Consider the following 19396-nt stretch of genomic DNA (forward strand, 5'->3'; position numbering starts at 1 on the left):
CAATCAGGATTCGAAGAAGGCCAGCACGTCGCTCTTGCGCGCAAAGGTGTCGCGCTGGCCGAGGCGTATCAACTCACAGGTGTAGGTGGACTCGAACAGTAGATAGGACGCCAGCGCCGCGCCGCGCGCTTCGGTCGCGCCGATGCCGGACAACATGGTGCGGATCGGCGCCGGCAGGCTGCCGATGTGGCGCGTGGCGATATCGTCTAGCCGTTCGGACGGCGCGATCACCAGCAGCTTGACCGGTTTGAGCGGGGTCTTTTCCAGCAGCTCGGGCGGCAGCATGGACAGGGTTTTGTTGATGCGCTCCAGGCGCTCGATATCGACCGCCAGGCCGTCGAGGAAGATCGACGACATGGCGTGGCCGGCGATCTGCGCCAGGCTCGGATAGCGGGCGGCGTTCTTTTCGGCAGCGCTGCGCGCCGGTTCGCTCAGGCGGCCGGCGCCCACCACCAGCACCTTGCTGGCGCCGAGGTGGATGGCCGGCGAGATCGGCGCCAGCTGGCGCATCGACCCGTCGCCGCAGTATTCGCGGTGGCCGCCCATGTACAGCGGCGTGGCCGGAAAGATGAACGGGATCGCCGACGACGCCAGCAAGTGCTCGACGCCGATCTGGTCCTGCAGGGCCACGCGCTGCATGCGGATCCACGGCGCGATGTCGGCGGCGGTCTGGTAAAAGGTCAGGTGGTTGCCGGCGGTGTAGGACGAGGCGGTGACGGCCAGCGCATGCAGCAGGCCTTCGGACAGCACGCTGTCGAGGCGCGGCAGGTCGAGCATGCGGTGCAGCAGGCCGACCAGCGGCGTGTTGTCGAGCAGGGACGCCGGCGGCGCGGCGCGCCATTTGCGCAGCAGCCAGCCGAACGACAACAGCGACAGCCAGCGCGCGCCGGAACGGATCACGCCCAGCGAATCGGCGCGGTAGACCTGTTCCACTTCGATGTGCTGCCAGACGTCGAGCAGCTTTTGCACGCCTTCGCCGAAGTTGTCGGCGCGGCAAGCCAGGGCGGTGGCGTTGATGGCGCCGGCCGAGGTGCCGCAGATGATATCAAAAGGATTACGGGCCGGAGGCCAGCCCTCTTCCCATAAAATTTCTGAAATCGCTTGCAGCACGCCGACCTGGTAGGCGGCCCGTGCGCCGCCGCCGGAAAGGATCAAGCCTGTTTTCTTTTGTAGTCCCATCTTGCAAGGTTATCAGGGTCTACGCGGTTTTCATAGCCGCACAGTAAACAGCGGCTCACGGTACGTGGCAAAGGTTTGCCAGCCCGGCAGCGGGCGGCGCGACTTGATCAGCGCACGGACGCCGCTGCGTCGCGCGGCGGCGCCGTCGCGTTCCGGGCGGTCGCCGATCATCACGGTGGCGTCAGGGGTGGCGCCGGCCAGCGCCATCGCCTGCTGCAAGCCGCGCGGGTGGGGTTTGAGGAAGCCGACGTCGCCGGCGCAGACGATGATGTCGGCCGCCAGCCCGGCGGCTTGCAATTTCGCCTGCGCCGGGTAGTCCGACAGGACGGCGATGCGCTTGCCGCGCGCGCGCAGGCGCTGGAACAACTCCGGCAGGCCGTCGTAGCGGCAGGCTGGGATATGCCGCAGGGGGCGCCGCTCCAGCCATTCGGCGGCCAGCGCCGCCACGGTGGCCGGCGGCAGTCCGCAACGGTCGGCCGTTTGCGTCAGCAGCACCTGCTCGAAGTCCTGGACTTCGTCGTCGGCCAGTTGTTCGCGCAGGCGGCGATAGGCGGACAGCATGCGCGCTGTACTCAGGCTGCGGTTGCACAGCGCGTGCAGCAGCAGCTCGCAGGCCATGTTCAGGCGCAGGCGCCGCTGGTTATACAACGTGCCGTCAACGTCGAATACCGCCAGCCGGACCGTGTTCCAGTCCATGTTACGGCAGGCCGATGAAGCGTTGCCCGGCTAGCCATTCGAAAGCCGGAATGTCGATAAAGGTGGCGACGCCGAAGCTGATGGCGACAGCGGCGACGATCAGGATCAGGCCACGTTCGCGGAACAGCTTCTCCGGCGCCTGGGCCGAGGATCCGGCCTGCATGGCCAGCGCCAGGTATTGCGCGAACAGTGCGGTGATGAAGGGCATCAGCAGCAGGTATTCGATGCGGTACTTAATCAGGAACACGGCCAGGAAGAAGTTGGACAGCAGTCCGTAGGTGAAGCACGAGACGTTGAGCGAGGTTTCGCTGTAGCCGGCGAAGCTGGCGCGGTAGCGCACCAGCAGCGCGCGGCCGTGGGTGGCGGTGATTTCACGGTATTCGGAATAGCGCTTGGCCGCCATCAGGAAGGCGCCGCCGAACCAGTAGGCCAGGATCACCGACGACGGCGGCAGCGAGGTCGGATCAATGACGATCCAGCCGATCAGCAGGCGCAGCGGGTTATTGACGGATTCGGACAGCACGTCCAGGTAGGCCTTGTCCTTGGTGCGCAGCGGCTGGACGTTGTACACCAAGCCCTGCAGCGCAAACAACGCCGCCACCAGCGTCAGGGTGGCGCTGGAACGCGCGGCGCACAGCAGGCCGGCGCCGAGGAACACCAGCCATTCCAGGAAGACCCATTTTCCTTTGAGTTCGCGCTGCACCGAGGGGCGCCGGGACTTGGTCGGATGGTGGCGGTCGAAGGCGCTGTCCAGCCATTCGTTGATGCAGTAATTGGCGGAGGCGATGGCGATGGCGGTCGTCAAGCCGAGAAACAGGTCCAGCCCGAGCTGGATGGTGTGCACGCCGCGCAGCAGGTAGGCCAGCATGACGCCGGGCAGAATGAAGATATGTTTTGTGCTGTGATCGAAGCGGGCAATGGCGAGGTAGTCGCGGAAGCGGCCAGGTTGCCGCGTCAGGCTGGGCGACAGGGTATCGGCTTGCATGGCGTGTCCCCTTTCATTGGCGTTGCATGAGCTGGCCGAGGTAGGCCAGGTTGATGGTTTGCGCGACGTCGCCGTCGCGCGGCCTGCGCAGGTAGACGTCAACAGCGTGTGGGTACTGCTGGCCGTAGCGGGTGATGTCGTAACTGGCGTGGCGTTGCCAGTGTTCGGAATCGGCCTGGAGCAGTTGTTCGATCTGCTGGTGGTAGGGGCGTGCCTGATTGGCTTCGATGGCGTGGTCGATCACAACGGCGTTGACGGGGATGGCGTCCAGCATGGCGCGCATGGCGTCGCCGGTGGCGAAGCGCGGCTGGCTGCCGCGGCCTAGCCAGTCTTCACTGACCAGCAGTTTGCTGCCGCGCAGGGCCAGGGAGTGCGGACGGCGGTCGCGCAGTGCGATGGCGGCGACCATGCTGCCTTCGCCGCGGGCGTCGGAGATGAGCAGCAGCGTGGGTGTGGGCTGGCTGGCCAGGTCAGCGGCGATTTGGTCGTAGCCGCTGTTGCGCATGGTGTCGGGTACATGGAACATGGTCAGCAAGATGATGATGGCGGCGGCGCTCCAGGCGGTGGCAGGTGCGCCGCGCGCCGCCAGCCAGTGCAGGCCGGCGGCGGCAAACAGCACCAGCGCCGGCAGCAGTTGCAGCATGTAGCGCTGCTCGATGCCGGCGGGGACCACGCACTGGATCAGCAGCACGCCAATCGCCATGGCAGCCAGCGCCGGCCACTCCGCCGGACGCCGCGCGGCCGAAGTGGCCGATGCCGGCGGCGGGACTGCGGCTGGCGACGGGCGGCGCAGCATGGTGTGCCATACGCCCAGCGCGGCCAGTACCGTCATCGCCAGACCGATGGCGCGCAGGGCGGCCAGCGGGAAGTAGGCTGCGGCCTGCTGGAAGAACGCGGCGGGCGCCGTGGCGTCGATGCCGACCATGGCGTTGGGCGACATGCCGCGCGTGGCCGCGTACCACGGCACGCACAGCGCGCCGACCATCAGCGCCGCCAGCCAAAGCCGCCAGTTGATCAGCAAGCGCCACTCCCCTGTCAGCCCAATCACAATCGGCGGCACAGCGGCCAGCGCCCAGGCGCTGCCGCGCGTAAGAATCGCCGCCGAGGCCAGGCCGCCGAACAGCAGCGCATCAACCGACGTGCGGCTGCGCGCGAACCGCGCAAACGCCAGCGTGCTGGCCAGGATCAGCAGCGTCACCAGATGCTCCGTCATGACGACGGCACTGGACTGCTGCACCAGCGGCAGCGCCAGATACACTGCGCCGGCAAACACGCCCGCCACCGGCGACAGCAAACGCCGCGCCGCAGCCGCCATCAGCGCTGCCGTGGCGGCGGCAAACACCGCCACCAACACCAGCGCCGACGTACGCGACACGCCAAACAGCAAATACCACAGCGCCAGCAGCCCATGCAACAGCGGCGGCCAGTTGCCGATAGCGACCTTGGGATAGTGGAGATAGAACTGCTGCGCAAACGCCATTGGCTGGCCGGCGCCGGGATGGACCAGAAAATCATGCACCATCACCGACGAGACGAAATGCGCCGCCTCGTCGGGATGGCCGCCAAAGCCGCTGGCATAGGCGCCGCCAAGCCACTGCAACAGCAGCGCTTCCGCCAGAAACAGCAGTGGGAGGAACTTCATCTTGGCACCGTCGATGCAGGATTGCGGACGGTTCCAAGTCTACTTAATTAAAACTTAATCTTATTTATAGAATAATGATTGTTTGCGCCAGATCAGTCGCCCAGCACCACACCTTCGCGACGCGGATCGGCGCCGCCGAACCATTCCTGCTTGCCGTTGACGGTGCGGCGCTGAATGCCCTGCAAGCCGGAGTTCTGGTCATATTCGCGGATATCGTGACCACGCGCCTTCAGCTCCGCCACCACCGCGCGGCTGACGCGCCCTGCTTCCAGTTCGGTCGGACCGTTACGGCTGCCGATGTTCGGCAGACTGATCGCCTGCTGCACATCCAGCCCCCAGTCCAGCGTACCGACCAGCACCTTGGCCACGTAGTTGATGATGGCCGAGCCGCCCGGCGAACCGGTGGCCAGCACCAGCTTCTGCGTGCCCTTCTCGAACACCAGCGTCGGCGACATCGCGCTGCGCGGGCGTTTGCCCGCCTGCACGCGGTTGGCGATCGGGCCGTCCGCATCCTGCGAATCGAAGGAGAAGTCGGTCAGCTGGTTATTCAGGATGAAGCCATCGACCATCTGGCGCGAACCGAAAGCATCTTCCACCGACGTCGTCATCGACAGCGCGCCGCCAAACTGGTCCACCGCCACAAAGTGCGAGGTGGATGGCGTCTGGATCGCGTTATCCGTGCCCCATGCCACCTGCATGGTGGCCGGCGTACCGTATGGCGCAGTGCCCATCGACTGCTGGCCGATCAGCGATGCGCGCTGTTTCAGGTAGCCCTTGTCCAGCATGGCGCTGACGCCTTTGCCGGGCAGCGGAATGAAGTCGGTATCGGCCACGTAGCGGTTACGGTCCGCAAACGCCAGCCGTCCCGCTTCCGTGAACAGGTGGATGCCTTCCGCCGTCAGTTGACCATTGACCGGCTTGTAAGGGCTGATGTCCTTGTACGACAAAATGCCCAGCATCTGCGCGATGGCGATGCCGCCCGACGATGGCGGCGGCGCGCCGCACACGGTCCACTGCTTGTAGTCGCTGCAAATCGGCGCGCGTTCCCTGGCCTGGTAGCCGGCGATATCGGCGGCCGTCAGCTTGCCCGGGTTGGTCGGATGCGCGGCCACCTTGGCGGCGATGTCGTTGGCGATGCGGCCTTGGTAGAAGGCGTCCGCGCCGCCGTCGGCGATTTCGCGCAGCGTGCGCGCCAGCTCGGGATTTTTCAGAATGTAGCCGACCGCGCGCGGTTTGCCGTCGGCGTCGAAGAAGTAAGCGCGCGCCACCGGATCGCGCGCCAGGAATCGGTCGTGCGAGATCAGCGCGTTCAAACGCGGGCTGACCGCAAAGCCGTTCTCCGCCAGTTGAATGGCCGGCTGGAACAGGGTTTTCCACGGCAGCTTGCCGTGCTGCTTGTGCGCCAGTTCCAGCATGCGCAGCACGCCCGGCGCGCCGACCGAGCGGCCGCCGACGATGCCCGCTTCACGCGACAGCGGCTTGCCGTCCTTGTCCTGGAACAGATGTTCGTCCGCAGCGGCGGGCGCGGTTTCGCGGCCGTCGTAGGATTGCACGCGCTTGCCGTCCGAGTAGACCATGAAGGAACCGCCGCCGATGCCGGACGATTGCGGCTCCACCAGCGTCAATACCAGTTGCACGGCGATGGCGGCGTCGATCGCCGCGCCGCCCTGCTTCAGCACCTGATAACCAGCTTGCGTGGCCAGCGGATTGGCCGCAGCCACCATGAATTTTTGCGAGGACTTGCCGACTTTGTCGGCGTAGCCGGTGGCGATTTCCGGCGCCGCATCAGGCTTGGGCGTGGCCCGCTGGGCTTGGGCTGGCGCCTGCACGGCGCCGAATAATGCCACACTTACTGCGACGCTCAGCGCCAGGATCTTCATCTGCTTCATGGACTCTCCAAAATGAAAGCGCGCGGCCTGCGCCGCGCGCACTATCACGTTGCATCGTACACGAAATCGTTTAGATCGTTTTATTTGTGTACTACTTTGGCTGCATGCGGATCGCGCCGTCGAGGCGGATGGTTTCACCGTTCAGCATGGGATTCTCGATGATGGCCTTGGCCAGCAGCGCATACTCATCCGGCTTGCCCAGACGCGGCGGGAACGGCACCATGGCGCCCAGCGCGTCCTGCACTTCCTGCGGCATGCCCATCAACATCGGCGTTTCAAAAATGCCCGGCGCGATGGTCATCACGCGGATGCCGTTGCGTGACAGGTCGCGCGCCATCGGCAAGGTCAGGCCGGCGACGGCGGCTTTGGACGAGGCATAGGCGGCCTGGCCGATCTGGCCGTCAAACGCGGCCACCGAGGCGGTGTTGATGATGACGCCCCGTTCGCCGGTGGCTTGCGGCGCGTTCTTGCTCATGGCGTCGGCCGCCAGCCGCGCCATATTGAAGGTGCCGATCAGGTTGATGGAAATAACGCGCTGGAACAGTTCCAGCGGATGCGGACCTTCCTTGCCAACCGTCTTGGCGGCCGGCGCAACGCCGGCGCAGTTGACGATGCCGCGCAGCGTGCCTTGCGCCAAGGCCGCCGCGACCACGGCCTGGCCGTCGGCCTCCGACGTGACGTCGCACTTGACGAACACGCCGCCCAATTCGGCCGCCAGCGCCTGACCGGTTTCCGCCTGCACGTCGGCCAGCACTACCTTGCCGCCCTGCTGCACCAGCATGCGTGCGGTGGCTGCACCCAGCCCCGAAGCGCCGCCGGTGATGATGAATACGCTGTCCTGAATCTGCATTGCTGTCTCCTGTTTTTATTTGACGTTAACGTTAACGTAAATATTGTAACGCACCGCTGGCGCGCCGGAGCATGCAGGATTATTTTTTAGCTGGCAGCAGCGGATCGAGCAGTTGGCCGCTCAGGGTGGACGCCTGCGGCGTGTCCGTGCCGTACTCGGCCGGCCAATGGCGCGGCAGGTAGTGGCTGCCAAACAGGCGATCGAGGAACGGCAGCGTGGACGCATAGTTGCGGTTGATATGGTCGTGGCGGCTGTGGTGCCAGTGGTGGAAAGCCGGCGTCACCACCAGCCACTCCAGCGGACCGAGCCGCCAGCGCAGGTTGGAATGGATGAAGAAGCCCCACACCATGCCGACAATCAGCAACAGCGCCGGCGCGCCGCTGCCCGTCACGCTCGGACCAGCCAGGCCAAGCAGGTACAGCGGAATCAGGCCGAACAGCCGCGTCACCACCATATCCACTGGATGAGTGCGGGTGTTGGCGAGGAAGTTCATGTGCTCGGTACTGTGGTGCAGCGCGTGGAAGCGCCACAGCCACGGCAGTTCATGGCTGAGCCGGTGTCCCCAGTAGAAGCCGGTTTCGCCGACGACAAACACCAGCGCCAGCCACGCCCACAACGGCAGCGCTTGCAGCGCCGAGGTCAGCGCGTCCGGCACCAGATGCCGGGCAGCCACCGCCAGCAACGCCGTCGGCAAGCTCAGCACGACGATCGGCACCAGGCTGCTGATGACGTAATAGACGATATTGTGGAAGAATTCGCGGCGCGGACGCGGCGCGTGCTGCGCGCCGAACCAGCGCTCCAGCGGAACGAAAACTGCCGTCAGCACCACCAGCCAAAGGCTCAGGCGCAGGACGGCAGCAGCGAATTCGTGCAGGGAAAGGTGCATGGCGCAGAGCCGGCTCACCCATCCGGGTGCGCCGACGACGGCATGATCAGGCGCGCTTGGCGGCGCGACGGCGCGCCATGAAGCCCAGCAGGCCCATACCGCCCAGCATCATGCCCCAGGTGGTTGGCTCAGGCACGGCCGCGAGCGACACGTTGTCCAGCAGCAGGAACGGTGGCGCGCCTGGCGCGGTGCCTTCCGCCAGGAACGACAGTACCTGGCTGGCGCCTTGCGCGGTGAAGGTCATGGTGGCGGTTTGCCAGCCGCTGAAACCGCCAGAGGCGATGCTCAGCGCAGCGGAATCTTTCGACTGGGTGCCGACTGGAATGCTGGAGGTTTGAATCTGTTGCACGGTGACGGCGTCGCCGAACAGCACTTTCCAATAATTGTTGGCGTTGGCGCCATCAAAGCCGACTTGTTGCGCCAGTGCGTAGTTGAAGCTCAGCGTGTACTTGTCGCCGCTGGTCAGGCCGGTGACGGTCTGCGACAGTACGCCTGGGTGATACACCGCGTCCGAGGCGAAGAAGTTGTTGCCGCCGCTGGTGAGCGGGGTGTAGCTGCTCTTCAGCCATTTGACCGATTGATCGGTGGTGACCTGGCTGTCGTTCAGAACGAAGTTGTAGCCGCCGTTGTTGCCGTTGTAGCTGGTCCAGCCGGTCAGCATGGTTTCGCCGGCAACGCCTGCGGTGTAGCCGACCTGGTTGTTGTTGCCGTTGGTGGTCTGGTTGAAATCACCGTTGGTGATCAGGTTGGTCGATGCATTGGCGGCGCCCGCGCTCAGGGCGGCGATGGCGGACAGGGACAGCAGGATAGACTTGATGCGCATGGACGCAAGCTCCAGTAAATGACGGGTAGTGTTGGGTAACTGCCGGCGATTTCTGGGCCGACGGTCATTCGACCGGAACGTGGCGGGCCGAATGAGTGGAAGCGCTTTCATTGAAGCGCATCAATTTCAATTGCATTGCAGCCATTCTAGCAGAATGCAAGCTGAAAAGATCAAAATATCTCAAAAACAATTTAAATTGCTTTTAAGCACGCCTCCTTAGCATTGGATAGCGCCGCCCGCACGGGTGCAAACCTTGCCCGAAGGAGCCATCACGCCCTTGCCGACGTTGTTATAGCGCACGCCATTGGCGCCAAAGCAGCCAGCGGCGTCGCAACTGGTGGTGGGCACGGCAGCGCGGGAAGGGGCGCTCAAGCTCGGCAGCGAGGGCGATGGCGGGACGGCCGGAATTGCCATCGGCTGCGCGCGCTGGGCTTGCGGCATGCGCTCGATGGTTTGCGGAACGGGACGGCGCGGCATCGGTTTCTGGGCCGGCGCGGTACGGCACGGCTCCACGGCCAGCTTGGTGCCGTCGGCGTTCAGCGTGCAGACCGGCAGCTTGGCGTACTCGTCCGTGGCGGGGTCAGCCCACGCGACTTCGCACACCAGCATGCCAAGCAGGAATGCGGCGGTCAATACCGCTGGTTTGATCAGGCTCATGGTCTTCCCTCCTGCCTCCATTATTAGCAGACGCACGATTGGAAGGAAGCCACAGAAACAATTCGTAACCTTACTGCGGCGCGGGCGCGGGCACAGGCGGTGCCGGCATCTGGTTCGGCGCCGGCACAATCACCGGCATCGGCGCCGGCACGGACACCGCCAGCCAGCCGGACGCCGGCAACAACGGCACCAGCAGCAAGGCCACGATGTTGATGATCTTGATCAGCGGATTGACCGCCGGCCCGGCCGTGTCCTTGTACGGGTCGCCCACAGTGTCGCCGGTGACGGCCGCCTTGTGCGCGTCCGAACCCTTGCCGCCGTGGTGACCGTCTTCGATGTATTTCTTGGCGTTGTCCCAGGCGCCGCCGCCGGTGGTCATCGAAATCGCCACGAACAGGCCGGTGACGATAGTCCCCATCAACATACCACCCAACGCGGCCGAGCCCAGCAGCATGCCGACCAGGATCGGCACCACCACCGGCAGCAGCGACGGCACGATCATTTCCTTGATCGCGGAGGCGGTCAGCATATCGACCGCCTTGTCGTACTCCGGCTTGGCCGTGCCCTCCATGATGCCCTTGATATCGCGGAACTGCCGCCGCACTTCCACCACCACCGCGCCGGCCGCCCGCCCCACCGCCTCCATCGCCATGGCGCCGAACAGGTACGGAATCAGGCCGCCAATGATCAGGCCGACGATCACCATCGGATTCGACAGATCAAACGTGATCGCGCGGCCGGCCGACTCCAGGGCATGGGTGTAGTCGGCAAACAGCACCAGCGCCGCCAGCCCGGCCGAGCCGATCGCATAACCCTTGGTGACAGCCTTGGTGGTATTGCCCACCGCATCCAGCGGATCGGTAATCGCGCGCACCGATTCCGGCATGCCCGCCATTTCGGCGATGCCGCCGGCGTTATCGGTGATCGGGCCGTAGGCATCCAGCGCCACCACAATGCCGGCCATCGACAGCATGGCCGTGGCGGCAATCGCCACCCCGTACAGCTGCCCCAGCTGGTAAGACACCAGAATCGCCGCGCACACCGCCAGCACCGGCCACGCGGTCGACTTCATCGACACGCCCAGACCGGCGATAATGTTGGTGCCGTGGCCGGTGGTCGAGGCTTCAGCGATGTGCTTGACCGGATGGAAGTCGGTGCCGGTGTAATACTCGGTGATGTAGACCATCAACCCGGTCAGCACGATGCCGACCACGGTGCAGCCGATCATCCGGATGCGCATGCTCTCGTCCGGCCACAGCTGCCAGGTCACCACCACAAAGCCGATCAGCGACAGCCCGGCGGCCCACCACAGACCGGTGTACAGCGCCGACATGATCTTCTTGCCGGGCTTGGCCTTGACCATCGAGCAGCCGATGATGGAGGCGATAATCGACACCGCCCCCAGCAGCAGCGGATACACCACCGCCGTGGTGCCGGCCGGACCCATCAGCAACGCGCCGAGCAGCATGGTGGCGATCAAGGTCACCACATAGGTTTCGAACAGATCGGCCGCCATGCCGGCGCAATCGCCGACGTTGTCGCCGACGTTATCGGCAATCACCGCCGGATTGCGCGGATCGTCCTCGGGAATGCCAGCCTCCACCTTGCCGACCAGATCGGCGCCGACGTCGGCGCCCTTGGTGAAGATGCCGCCGCCCAGCCGCGCAAAGATCGAGATCAGCGAGGCGCCAAACGCCAGCCCGATCAGCGGCTCGATAATCTTGTGCAGATCGTAGCCGGGCGCCAGCCCCGCCACCAGGAACAGATAGAACAGCACCACGCCCAGCAGGCCCAGTCCCACCACCAGCATGCCGGTGATGGCGCCCCCCTTGAAGGCGACGTTGAGCGCCTCGTTCATGCCCCTGGTGGCGGCCTGCGCGGTGCGCACATTGGCGCGCACCGAGACGTTCATGCCGATGAAGCCGCAGGCGCCGGACAGCACCGCGCCGATCAGGAAACCGATCGCGGTATTGACGTCTCGAAAAACTCCCAGGAGGATCAGCAGCACCACGCCGACGATGGCGATGGTGCGGTATTGGCGCGCCAGATAGGCGGCGGCGCCCTGCTGGATAGCCAGCGCGATTTCCTGCATGCGCGGATTGCCCGCATCCTGTCGCAAGATCCAGCTGCGCGACCAGAGCCCATACACCACGGCGAGAATGCCGCAGGCCACTGCAAACCATAAGCTGGTTGCCATATTGTCCCCTTTATTTTTGTTGGAGTAAGCCTACAAACCACACTTCACGTGCGAACTGCAAAACTTCAAAAATTCAGGATGGCACTGGCGAAAAAAAAGCGGACCATCGGTCCGCTCTACTTTACCGCTTATTTCGACAGCGCGGCAAACGCTGCATCGCGAATTTCCTCAACGGGGCCGACGCCCTCGATGCGGCGATATTTCGGTGCGCCAGCCTGGCCCGACTGGGCCCAGTCATTGTAGTAACCCAGCAGCACTTCGGTCTGGTTGTGATACACGTCCAGGCGCTTCTTGACCACTTCCGCCTTGTCGTCGTCACGCTGCACCAGGTCTTCGCCGGTGACATCGTCCTTGCCTTCGACTTTAGGCGGGTTGAATTTGACGTGGTAGACGCGGCCCGAGCCTGGATGGCAGCGGCGGCCGTCGATACGCTCGATGATAGATTCGTCCGGCACGGCGATTTCCAGCACGTAGTCCACAGCCACGCCACTGTCTTTCATGGCGTCAGCCTGGGCGACGGTGCGCGGGAAGCCGTCGAACAGGTAGCCGTGGGCGCAGTCGGGCTGCGCCAGACGGTCCTTGACCAGACCGATGATGATGTCATCCGATACCAGACCACCCGTATCCATCACCTTTTTGGCCGCCAGGCCCAGCTCCGTGCCGGCCTTGATGGCCGCGCGCAGCATGTCGCCGGTGGAGATTTGCGGGATGTTATATTTTTCTTTGATGAAGTTAGCCTGAGTGCCTTTGCCGGCACCTGGTGCTCCTAAAAGAATAAGACGCATGAAAAATTCCTAAAAAACAGATATTGGTATGGTTAGTAAGTATCGGATCGTACGAAACTTACCACAAAACTTAGTTTGAACGCCAATTTCGAGCCGATATACCGTATGAATATCGCACAGTTACGGTTGTTATATCAGGGGTAGCTGACTGGCGACTGACGTCCTTTTGATATAAATCAATAGTACTGACGCACGCGCTCGAGGTCTTCCGGGGTATCGACACCCGGCGCCGGCGCCGCATCGGTCACGTGGACGGCGATCGGATAACCGTGCCACAGCACGCGCAACTGCTCCAGCGCTTCAATCGATTCCAGCGGCGACACTTGCAGCGCCGGATAGGCTTGCAGGAAGTCGTTGCGGTAGGCGTACAGCCCGATGTGACGCAGCGGCACGTAGCCGGCCGGCAGCGTCTCCTTGGACTGCGCAAAGGCGTCGCGGTTCCACGGTATGGTCGCGCGCGAGAAATACAAAGCCCGGCCGGCCTTGTCCAGCACCACCTTCACCACGTTGGGGTTGAAGGCGTCGGCAACGTCGTGCAGCGGATGGGCGCAGGTCGACATCGGCACCTGGGCGCCAATGCGGGCGGCGGCGGCTTGCAGCAACGCCGGGTCGATCAGCGGCTCGTCGCCTTGCAAATTGACGATGACGGCGTCGGCCGGCAGGTTGAGCGCGCGCGCCACTTCGGCAATGCGGTCGGTGCCGGACGGATGGTCGGCGCGCGTCATGCACACTTCCACGCCGTGCTGCTCACAGGCGGCCTGGATGGCGGGATGGTCGGTGGCGACGATGATGCGCGCGGCGCCGGATTGCTGGGCGCGTTCGGCGACGCGCACCACCATCGGCTTGCCGCCGAGGTCGGCCAGCGGCTTGTTCGGCAGCCGGGTCGAGGCCAGGCGGGCCGGAATGATGACGATGAAAGACACGTTATCCGGCCTTGTCCTGCAAGGTGCGCGCCTCGTCGGCCCACATGATGGGGATGCCGTCACGGATCGGATAAGCCAGGCGGTCGCCTTTGCAAATCATTTCCTGGGCTTTTTTATCGTACTCCAGAGGGCCTTTGCAGACCGGGCATACCAGGATATCAAGCAATCGAGCGTCCACGACATTTCTCCACAATTTGGTCGGCCAGCACGCGGTCGATGCGCGCTGTTACCGGGACGACCCACAAGCGGGGATCGTCTCTGAGTTCTTCAATTTGCGCACATTTTACTGCATCCTTCTCCGTCATCAAGATCAGGTCGGCATTGAGTGCGGCAAATGGGCGGTCCTGGAAGTCGTGATGGTCGGGCAGTGGCAGTTCAATGACGTGCAGGCCGGCAGCCTTCAGCATGCCGAAAAAGCGCGCCGGGTTGCCGATGCCGGCCGCTGCGGCGATGCGGAGCTTGGGGTGCGCGGCGAGGTCTGTCAGCAGCTTGCGCTGAGTTCGGTCTCGGAGTTGCTCGGCATATTCCCCCACCAGCGTCATCTGAATCGCCGCCGTCGGCAGATATGGGGTCTGACCCCGTACGGGGTCAGACCCCGCCGTGCCAGGGTTAACCGCGCGCACCAACTCATCCGTCAGCTGCGGCGTGTTGATCACGGTAAAATCGCGTGGGCGCGACACCGGTTCACGCAGCGGCCCGGCCGGCAGCAGCCAGCCATTGCCCGCCCCACGCCCGTCAAACAGGATGATTTCCACATCGCGTTGCAGCTTGTAGTGCTGCAAACCGTCGTCGGTCAGCAGGATATCCACATCGGGATGCGCGGCCAGCAGCGCCAGCCCGGTGGCGGCACGGTCACGTCCCACCATCACCGGTGCACCGGTGCGCTGCTTGATCAGCAAAGGTTCATCGCCCACCTGCGCCGGCGTCGAGGCTGCGCCTACTTCGCGCGCGCCCTCTTCCGCACTGCCAAAGCCGCGCGAAATCACGCCCGGCCGCATGCCCGCCGCCTGCAACGCCTGCACCAGCCAGATGGTCAATGGCGTCTTGCCCGTGCCGCCGATGTAGATATTTCCGACCACCACCACGGGCACCGGCAATCGCGACGACTTCAGCACGCCGGCCCTGAACAACGCCACGCGCACGCCGCTCAACGCCCGGAACACCAGCGACAGCGGCCACAACGCACAAGCCAGCGGCCCGCGCCGCAGCCAGTTACGGGTCAGGGTGGATTCAAGGGACGAAGGATGGGAATCAGACAAGCGATTTCGCCCGCACGTCGTTCCCGCGCAAACGGGAACCCATGCTGAGCGTCCAGGTTGAGCGTTCTATGGATTCCCGCCTGCGCGGGAATGACGGTTATTTTGCGCCACCGGTTTGCGCCGCAAAAGTCAGTTTTTCGTAGCCGGCAATGCGCGCCGCTTCCATCACGTTGATGACCATCTGGTGCATGGCGAACTGGTCGGCATTGACGATCACCACCGGCGACTTGCCGGCGTCGCCGCCCTTGCCCGCCGCCTCGCGCATCGCCTGCGCAAAGCCGTTCACGTCGCGGAACGAGACCGGCTCGCCGTTGATGGTGTAGTTGCCCTTGGCGTCCACCGTCACGTTCAGCTCGAACGGCTTGTCGGTCGCTTTCTGCGCGTCGGCAGTCGGCAGCGTGATCTGCAATTCGGTGAATTTGCTGTAGGTGGTGCTCACCATCAGGAAAATCAGGATCACCAGCAGCACGTCGATAAACGGGATCAGGTTGATCTCCGGATCCTCGCGGCGCTGGCCTTTGCGGAAATTCATGGCGCGTCCTTATTTGCTGCGTTACTTGCGCTTGCTGTGAACGATGTCGACAAACTTCACCGCCTGCTGTTCCATGTCGATGATGAAGCTATCCACCAGCGCGCGGAAGTGGCGGTAGAACACCAGCGTCGGCATCGCGATCGCCAGGCCGAAGCCGGTGTTGTACAAGGCCACCGAGATACCGTGCGCCAGCGCCGCCGGATTGGAACCGGCCGTGTTCTGCGAACCGAAGATCTCGATCATGCCGACCACCGTGCCGAACAGGCCCATCAGCGGCGCCAGCGTGGCGATGGTGCCCAGCGTGGTCAGGAAACGTTCCAGCGTGTGCGCCACGCCGCTGCCCGCCTCTTCGATGGACTCCTTCATCACCTCGCGCGGGGCCTCGACATTGCGCAGCGCGGCCGACAGCACGATGCCCAGCGGCGAACTTTTTTCCAGCTTGTCGATGACGTCGGGGGTAATTTGCTTGTTGCGGTAGACCTGCACCACTTCGTCCAGCAGCTTCTTCGGCAAGAGCTTGCCGCGGCGCAGGTACAGCAAGCGTTCGATGATCAGGGCGGTTGCGACGATGGAAGCGATCAACAACAACCAGATAGGCCAACCTGCAGCTTGGAATATGGCGAGCAAAACGAACTCCTGTGTAGAAAATCGGTACTTGAATGGCGCAATGTATCGTGTTGGGCGAAACTCAGCAAGTGTCTGGCGGAGTTCTCAACATTTTCTGTGGACAATGATGTGTGCAAGATCATCCCTAACTTCCTAAGTGCCTGATCCACAAAGGAATAGTTGCTACGCTTAAAAATCACGCAGGCGCGCACAGTTAATCACAGTTATGCCCACATTCTGTGGACAACGTTGTGAGCAAAGAGCACGACCCATGACTAAGTATATGATTTATAACGATATTTCCACCATGCGCAAAAATAACGCATGCTTTTGATGGGCGAACCGGCCTGTGCACTTCCCCACATTAACTGTGGAAAAGATTGTGTGCAAGCGCTCCCATAACCTGAAATAGCGTTGATTTAAAAGGAAATTTTTGCCTTGAGTAAAAATGTGGCAGATGGGTGTTTCAGGCATGTTTACGGGGCGAAAACGGTGTTATCCACCGCTCTGCAGGGCAAAGCGACCAATCACTTTCAACTATCGGGTTCAACTGTGCACTTCTGCACATTTTGTGTGGATAAGATTGTTAGCAAGGCGCAAGTTAAAAACTCAAGTGATTGATTCGTAATCATTTTTTTGCCATGCGCAAAAATCAAGCACGGCATTTGACAGAGGTCAGACGGGTCCGCAGCGCTTGTCACCTCGCCGTTCGGGATATTCACTTCCGTAGGGAAATCCGGGACAACGACAGAGTTTTGCACAAATTCTGTGGATAAAAGTGTGTGAAACAGCGCATAGCCCATCTTAAGTCATTGATTCGTCACAATATAATTTCCTTGCGTAAATTTTAAGCATGATAAAATCAACAAGAAGAAAAAGACTATCGCTCACTAAAGTTTCACACATCTTTTGTGGATAACTTTGTGCGTAACCCCCATGGGTACAGGCAAAGTGCTTGATCTGTAAGGGTTTTTCCTCCGTGCACGCAAATACGGCAGAAATGTTTCCCCTTTAAAATCAGGCATTTATCTATAATACCTACCGCTTTAGATGCTCTGTGACCGCTGTGTGACCAAACTCACATAGTGTGGATAGTTTCCTTTTTTGAAATCTATGAACCTCGACGACAGTAACGATTCCGCCCCGACCGGCGCTCCGGTCATCACCGTCAGCGCGCTCAACCAGGCGGTGGCGCGCCTGCTGGAACGCTCGTTTCCGCTGACGTGGATTTCCGGTGAGGTGTCCAACTTCACCAAGGCGGCATCCGGCCACTGGTACTTCACGCTCAAGGACGACGGCGCCCAGGTGCGGGCGGTGATGTTCCGTGGCCGCGCGCAGTACGCCAACTTCATCCCGCGCGAAGGCGACAAGGTCGAGGTGCGCGCGCTGGTCACGCTGTACGGCGCGCGCGGCGACTACCAGATCAATGTGGAAGGCATCCGCCGCGCCGGCGTGGGTTCGTTGTTCGAGGCCTTCCAGCGCTTGAAGGAAAAGCTGGAAGCGGCCGGCCTGTTTCAGGCTGACCGCAAGCGGGCGTTGCCGATGTTTCCGCGCACGGTGGGCATCGTCACCAGTCCGCAGGCCGCGGCGCTGCGCGATGTGCTGACGGCGCTGAAGCGGCGCGCGCCGCACGTGCAGGTGGTGCTGTATCCAACGCCGGTGCAAGGGCAGCTGGCGGCCGAGAAGATCGCGGCGGCCATCGATACGGCCTCGCTGCGCGGCGAATGTGACGTGCTGATTGTGTGCCGGGGCGGCGGCAGTATCGAGGACTTATGGTCGTTCAATGACGAGGAAGTGGCGTACGCGGTGGCCAATTGCCGCATGCCGGTGATTTCCGGCGTCGGCCACGAGACCGATTTTACGATCTGCGATTTTGCCGCCGACTTGCGCGCCGCCACGCCGACGGCGGCGGCGGAACTGGCAGTGACGCCGCGCGCCGACTGGATCGGCTCGCTGAAGGCGGATGTGATTGATATTCGCCGCGCCATGCGCCGCGCGGTCAACGATGCGGAGCAGACGCTGGATGGCTATACGCGCCGCCTGCTGAATCCTGGCGCGCAGATCGAGCAGCAGCGCCACAAGCTGCGCGCACTGGCCACGGCTATGACGCACGCCAACCGCGCGCCGCTCTCGCAGGCGCGGCACCAGCTCGATCGTTTGAGCGGCCGCCTCGGCGCGCGCAGGCCGGAGGTGACGGCGGCGCGCTCGGTGCTGGCAAGCTTGCAGCATCGGGCCGCCCTCAGCATCCAGACGCGGGTTGGCCAGCAGCGCGATGCGCTGGCGGCGTTGGCCTCGCAGCTGGAACTGTTGAATCCGCAGCGCACGCTGGAGCGCGGCTACGCCATCGTCACCGACGAGCACGGCGTCGTCATGCGCGCGCCGTCGCAACTGAAGCCGCGCAGCACGTTGAACGTGCGCCTGGCCGAGGGCAGCGCACAGATCGGTATCGACTCCGTCAGCTAGGCGGCGGACAGCATCGCCGACATGCCGATCAGCACGGGGTATTGTTCGGTGATGACGTAGGTAGGAATATGCGCCAGGTAATCGGAGAAGCGGCCCTTCTGCTCGAAGCGCGCGCGAAAACCTGAGCGTTCGAAGAACTCGCTCATCTTCAACACCGTGCGGCCGCCGATGTAGATGCCGCCCTTGGCGCCCAGCGTCAGCGCGACGTTGCCCGCCACGGTGCCCAGCATCTCGCAGAACGCCAGCAAGGTCTCCTCGCACACCGGATCGAGCCGGTGCACGCCGCGCTCCATGATCTCCGCCGTGCCCAGATTCTGCGGCTCAACCCGCGCCCGTTCGCACAGCGCCCGGTACACCAGCGCCAGCCCGATGCCGGACACCAGCCGCTCGCTCGACACATGCTCGTGATAGCGCCGTGCATAGCGCAGGATATCGATCTCGCGCTCGTTCATCGGCGCGAAGGTGGCGTGGCCGCCCTCGCTGTCGATGGCGATCCAGCGGTCGCCGGCCGGCACCAGGCCGGACACGCCCAGCCCCGCATCCGCCCCCACCAGGCCGATGGTGGCGCCGCTGCGGATGATGCCGCCGCCAACCTGGTGCTTATGCTCGGGCGCCAGGTATGGCAAGGCGCTGGCCAGCGCGGTGAAGTCGTTCACCACCACCAGCGATTTCAGGCTGAATTGCGAGCACACCGCTTCAATCGAGAATGACCAGTGGTGGTTGGTCATGGTGACCCAGTCGCCGTCGATCGGGTTGGCGATGGCGATGCCGGCGAAACGCGCCTGGTAGCCGCCGGCCGCCACAGTGGCTGGCTGCGACAGATAGGCCACCATGGCCGCACCCAGCGTCGGATAGGTTGCGCACTCGGCGATCCAGATTGCTTCGATCTGATTGGGCGCCGTTTCCAATCCAAAGCTGGCGCTGCTGCCGCCAATGTCGGCCAGGATGCGCGGGCCGTGCGCGAGGTGCGAAAATGATTCGCGTTTCATGTCTCTTCCCGTTCTGTCTCTTGTTGTTCTTGCTC

The 19396-nt window shown here is 63.3% G+C and carries 18 protein-coding genes; 1 reads left to right on the forward strand and 17 read right to left on the reverse strand.

The window, feature by feature from the left end:
• Window positions 1–3 precede the first annotated feature (3 nt).
• The 16 genes from GTP55_RS22165 to GTP55_RS22240 all read right to left on the reverse strand — a co-directional run bounded on the left by GTP55_RS22165 (window position 4) and on the right by GTP55_RS22240 (window position 15930).
• Window positions 4–1179, reverse strand: a complete 1176-nt coding sequence (locus GTP55_RS22165; RefSeq protein ID WP_161047004.1) for a patatin-like phospholipase family protein — start codon at window positions 1177–1179, stop codon at window positions 4–6.
• 30 nt (window positions 1180–1209) lie between these two features.
• Window positions 1210–1875, reverse strand: coding sequence for an HAD family hydrolase (locus GTP55_RS22170; RefSeq protein WP_161047005.1), 666 nt, complete (start codon window positions 1873–1875; stop codon window positions 1210–1212).
• A gap of 1 nt (window position 1876) precedes the next feature.
• On the reverse strand, window positions 1877–2860 hold the full coding sequence (locus tag GTP55_RS22175) for a UbiA family prenyltransferase (protein ID WP_161047006.1): 984 nt from the start codon (window positions 2858–2860) through the stop codon (window positions 1877–1879).
• A 13-nt stretch (window positions 2861–2873) separates the two neighbouring features.
• Window positions 2874–4502, reverse strand: a complete 1629-nt coding sequence (locus GTP55_RS22180; RefSeq protein ID WP_161047007.1) for an ArnT family glycosyltransferase — start codon at window positions 4500–4502, stop codon at window positions 2874–2876.
• Between the two features lie 92 nt (window positions 4503–4594).
• Window positions 4595–6391 (reverse strand): gamma-glutamyltransferase, encoded by a 1797-nt coding sequence (gene ggt / locus GTP55_RS22185; RefSeq protein WP_161047008.1) that lies wholly within the window; start codon window positions 6389–6391, stop codon window positions 4595–4597.
• A 91-nt stretch (window positions 6392–6482) separates the two neighbouring features.
• Window positions 6483–7241 (reverse strand): 3-hydroxyacyl-CoA dehydrogenase, encoded by a 759-nt coding sequence (locus GTP55_RS22190; RefSeq protein WP_161047009.1) that lies wholly within the window; start codon window positions 7239–7241, stop codon window positions 6483–6485.
• Between the two features lie 79 nt (window positions 7242–7320).
• Entirely contained in the window at window positions 7321–8127 is an 807-nt protein-coding gene (locus tag GTP55_RS22195) for a sterol desaturase family protein (RefSeq protein ID WP_161047010.1), read from the reverse strand.
• A 46-nt stretch (window positions 8128–8173) separates the two neighbouring features.
• Entirely contained in the window at window positions 8174–8950 is a 777-nt protein-coding gene (locus tag GTP55_RS22200) for a PEPxxWA-CTERM sorting domain-containing protein (protein WP_161047011.1), read from the reverse strand.
• A 216-nt stretch (window positions 8951–9166) separates the two neighbouring features.
• Window positions 9167–9607: a hypothetical protein gene (locus GTP55_RS22205; RefSeq protein WP_229258106.1), complete on the reverse strand. Its 441-nt coding sequence runs from the start codon at window positions 9605–9607 to the stop codon at window positions 9167–9169.
• 70 nt (window positions 9608–9677) lie between these two features.
• Window positions 9678–11804, reverse strand: a complete 2127-nt coding sequence (locus GTP55_RS22210; protein ID WP_229258107.1) for a sodium-translocating pyrophosphatase — start codon at window positions 11802–11804, stop codon at window positions 9678–9680.
• A gap of 128 nt (window positions 11805–11932) precedes the next feature.
• On the reverse strand, window positions 11933–12589 hold the full coding sequence (adk, locus tag GTP55_RS22215) for an adenylate kinase (RefSeq protein WP_161047012.1): 657 nt from the start codon (window positions 12587–12589) through the stop codon (window positions 11933–11935).
• 176 nt (window positions 12590–12765) lie between these two features.
• Window positions 12766–13512, reverse strand: a complete 747-nt coding sequence (gene kdsB, locus GTP55_RS22220; RefSeq protein ID WP_161047013.1) for a 3-deoxy-manno-octulosonate cytidylyltransferase — start codon at window positions 13510–13512, stop codon at window positions 12766–12768.
• 1 nt (window position 13513) lies between these two features.
• A complete protein-coding gene (locus tag GTP55_RS22225) occupies window positions 13514–13690 on the reverse strand; it encodes a Trm112 family protein (protein ID WP_161047014.1) in 177 nt (58 codons plus the stop codon).
• Window positions 13671–14771 carry a tetraacyldisaccharide 4'-kinase gene (gene lpxK / locus GTP55_RS22230; protein ID WP_161047015.1) on the reverse strand — a complete coding sequence of 367 codons (1101 nt, stop codon included), beginning with the start codon at window positions 14769–14771 and terminating at the stop codon, window positions 13671–13673. Before lpxK ends, GTP55_RS22225 begins: the two co-directional genes overlap by 20 nt.
• 97 nt (window positions 14772–14868) lie before the next feature.
• Window positions 14869–15303 (reverse strand): ExbD/TolR family protein, encoded by a 435-nt coding sequence (locus GTP55_RS22235; RefSeq protein ID WP_161047016.1) that lies wholly within the window; start codon window positions 15301–15303, stop codon window positions 14869–14871.
• Between the two features lie 21 nt (window positions 15304–15324).
• A complete protein-coding gene (locus GTP55_RS22240; RefSeq protein ID WP_161047017.1) occupies window positions 15325–15930 on the reverse strand; it encodes a MotA/TolQ/ExbB proton channel family protein in 606 nt (201 codons plus the stop codon).
• 1092 nt (window positions 15931–17022) lie between these two features.
• Between GTP55_RS22240 and xseA the strand changes: the two genes are divergently transcribed.
• Entirely contained in the window at window positions 17023–18372 is a 1350-nt protein-coding gene (gene xseA / locus GTP55_RS22245; protein ID WP_161047018.1) for an exodeoxyribonuclease VII large subunit, read from the forward strand.
• On the opposite strand, the gene glk is transcribed toward xseA, so the two are convergent.
• Window positions 18369–19361, reverse strand: coding sequence for a glucokinase (glk, locus tag GTP55_RS22250; protein ID WP_161047019.1), 993 nt, complete (start codon window positions 19359–19361; stop codon window positions 18369–18371). The genes xseA and glk overlap by 4 nt on opposite strands.
• Window positions 19362–19396 lie beyond the last annotated feature (35 nt).

This window comes from Duganella margarita (genome assembly GCF_009857535.1).
Classification (GTDB): Bacteria; Pseudomonadota; Gammaproteobacteria; order Burkholderiales; family Burkholderiaceae_D; genus Rugamonas; species Rugamonas margarita.

Coding starts and splice junctions, on each gene's coding strand:
- GTP55_RS22175 (WP_161047006.1), bottom strand. CDS start 2,860: ATGCAAGCCGATACCCTGTCGCCCAGCCTGACGCGGCAACCTGGCCGC.
- glk (WP_161047019.1), bottom strand. CDS start 19,361: ATGAAACGCGAATCATTTTCGCACCTCGCGCACGGCCCGCGCATCCTG.
- GTP55_RS22190 (WP_161047009.1), bottom strand. CDS start 7,241: ATGCAGATTCAGGACAGCGTATTCATCATCACCGGCGGCGCTTCGGGG.
- GTP55_RS22210 (WP_229258107.1), bottom strand. CDS start 11,804: ATGGCAACCAGCTTATGGTTTGCAGTGGCCTGCGGCATTCTCGCCGTG.
- GTP55_RS22165 (WP_161047004.1), bottom strand. CDS start 1,179: ATGGGACTACAAAAGAAAACAGGCTTGATCCTTTCCGGCGGCGGCGCA.
- GTP55_RS22235 (WP_161047016.1), bottom strand. CDS start 15,303: ATGAATTTCCGCAAAGGCCAGCGCCGCGAGGATCCGGAGATCAACCTG.
- GTP55_RS22170 (WP_161047005.1), bottom strand. CDS start 1,875: ATGGACTGGAACACGGTCCGGCTGGCGGTATTCGACGTTGACGGCACG.
- GTP55_RS22205 (WP_229258106.1), bottom strand. CDS start 9,607: ATGAGCCTGATCAAACCAGCGGTATTGACCGCCGCATTCCTGCTTGGC.
- GTP55_RS22200 (WP_161047011.1), bottom strand. CDS start 8,950: ATGCGCATCAAGTCTATCCTGCTGTCCCTGTCCGCCATCGCCGCCCTG.
- GTP55_RS22195 (WP_161047010.1), bottom strand. CDS start 8,127: ATGCACCTTTCCCTGCACGAATTCGCTGCTGCCGTCCTGCGCCTGAGC.
- adk (WP_161047012.1), bottom strand. CDS start 12,589: ATGCGTCTTATTCTTTTAGGAGCACCAGGTGCCGGCAAAGGCACTCAG.
- xseA (WP_161047018.1), top strand. CDS start 17,023: ATGAACCTCGACGACAGTAACGATTCCGCCCCGACCGGCGCTCCGGTC.
- ggt (WP_161047008.1), bottom strand. CDS start 6,391: ATGAAGCAGATGAAGATCCTGGCGCTGAGCGTCGCAGTAAGTGTGGCA.
- GTP55_RS22180 (WP_161047007.1), bottom strand. CDS start 4,502: ATGAAGTTCCTCCCACTGCTGTTTCTGGCGGAAGCGCTGCTGTTGCAG.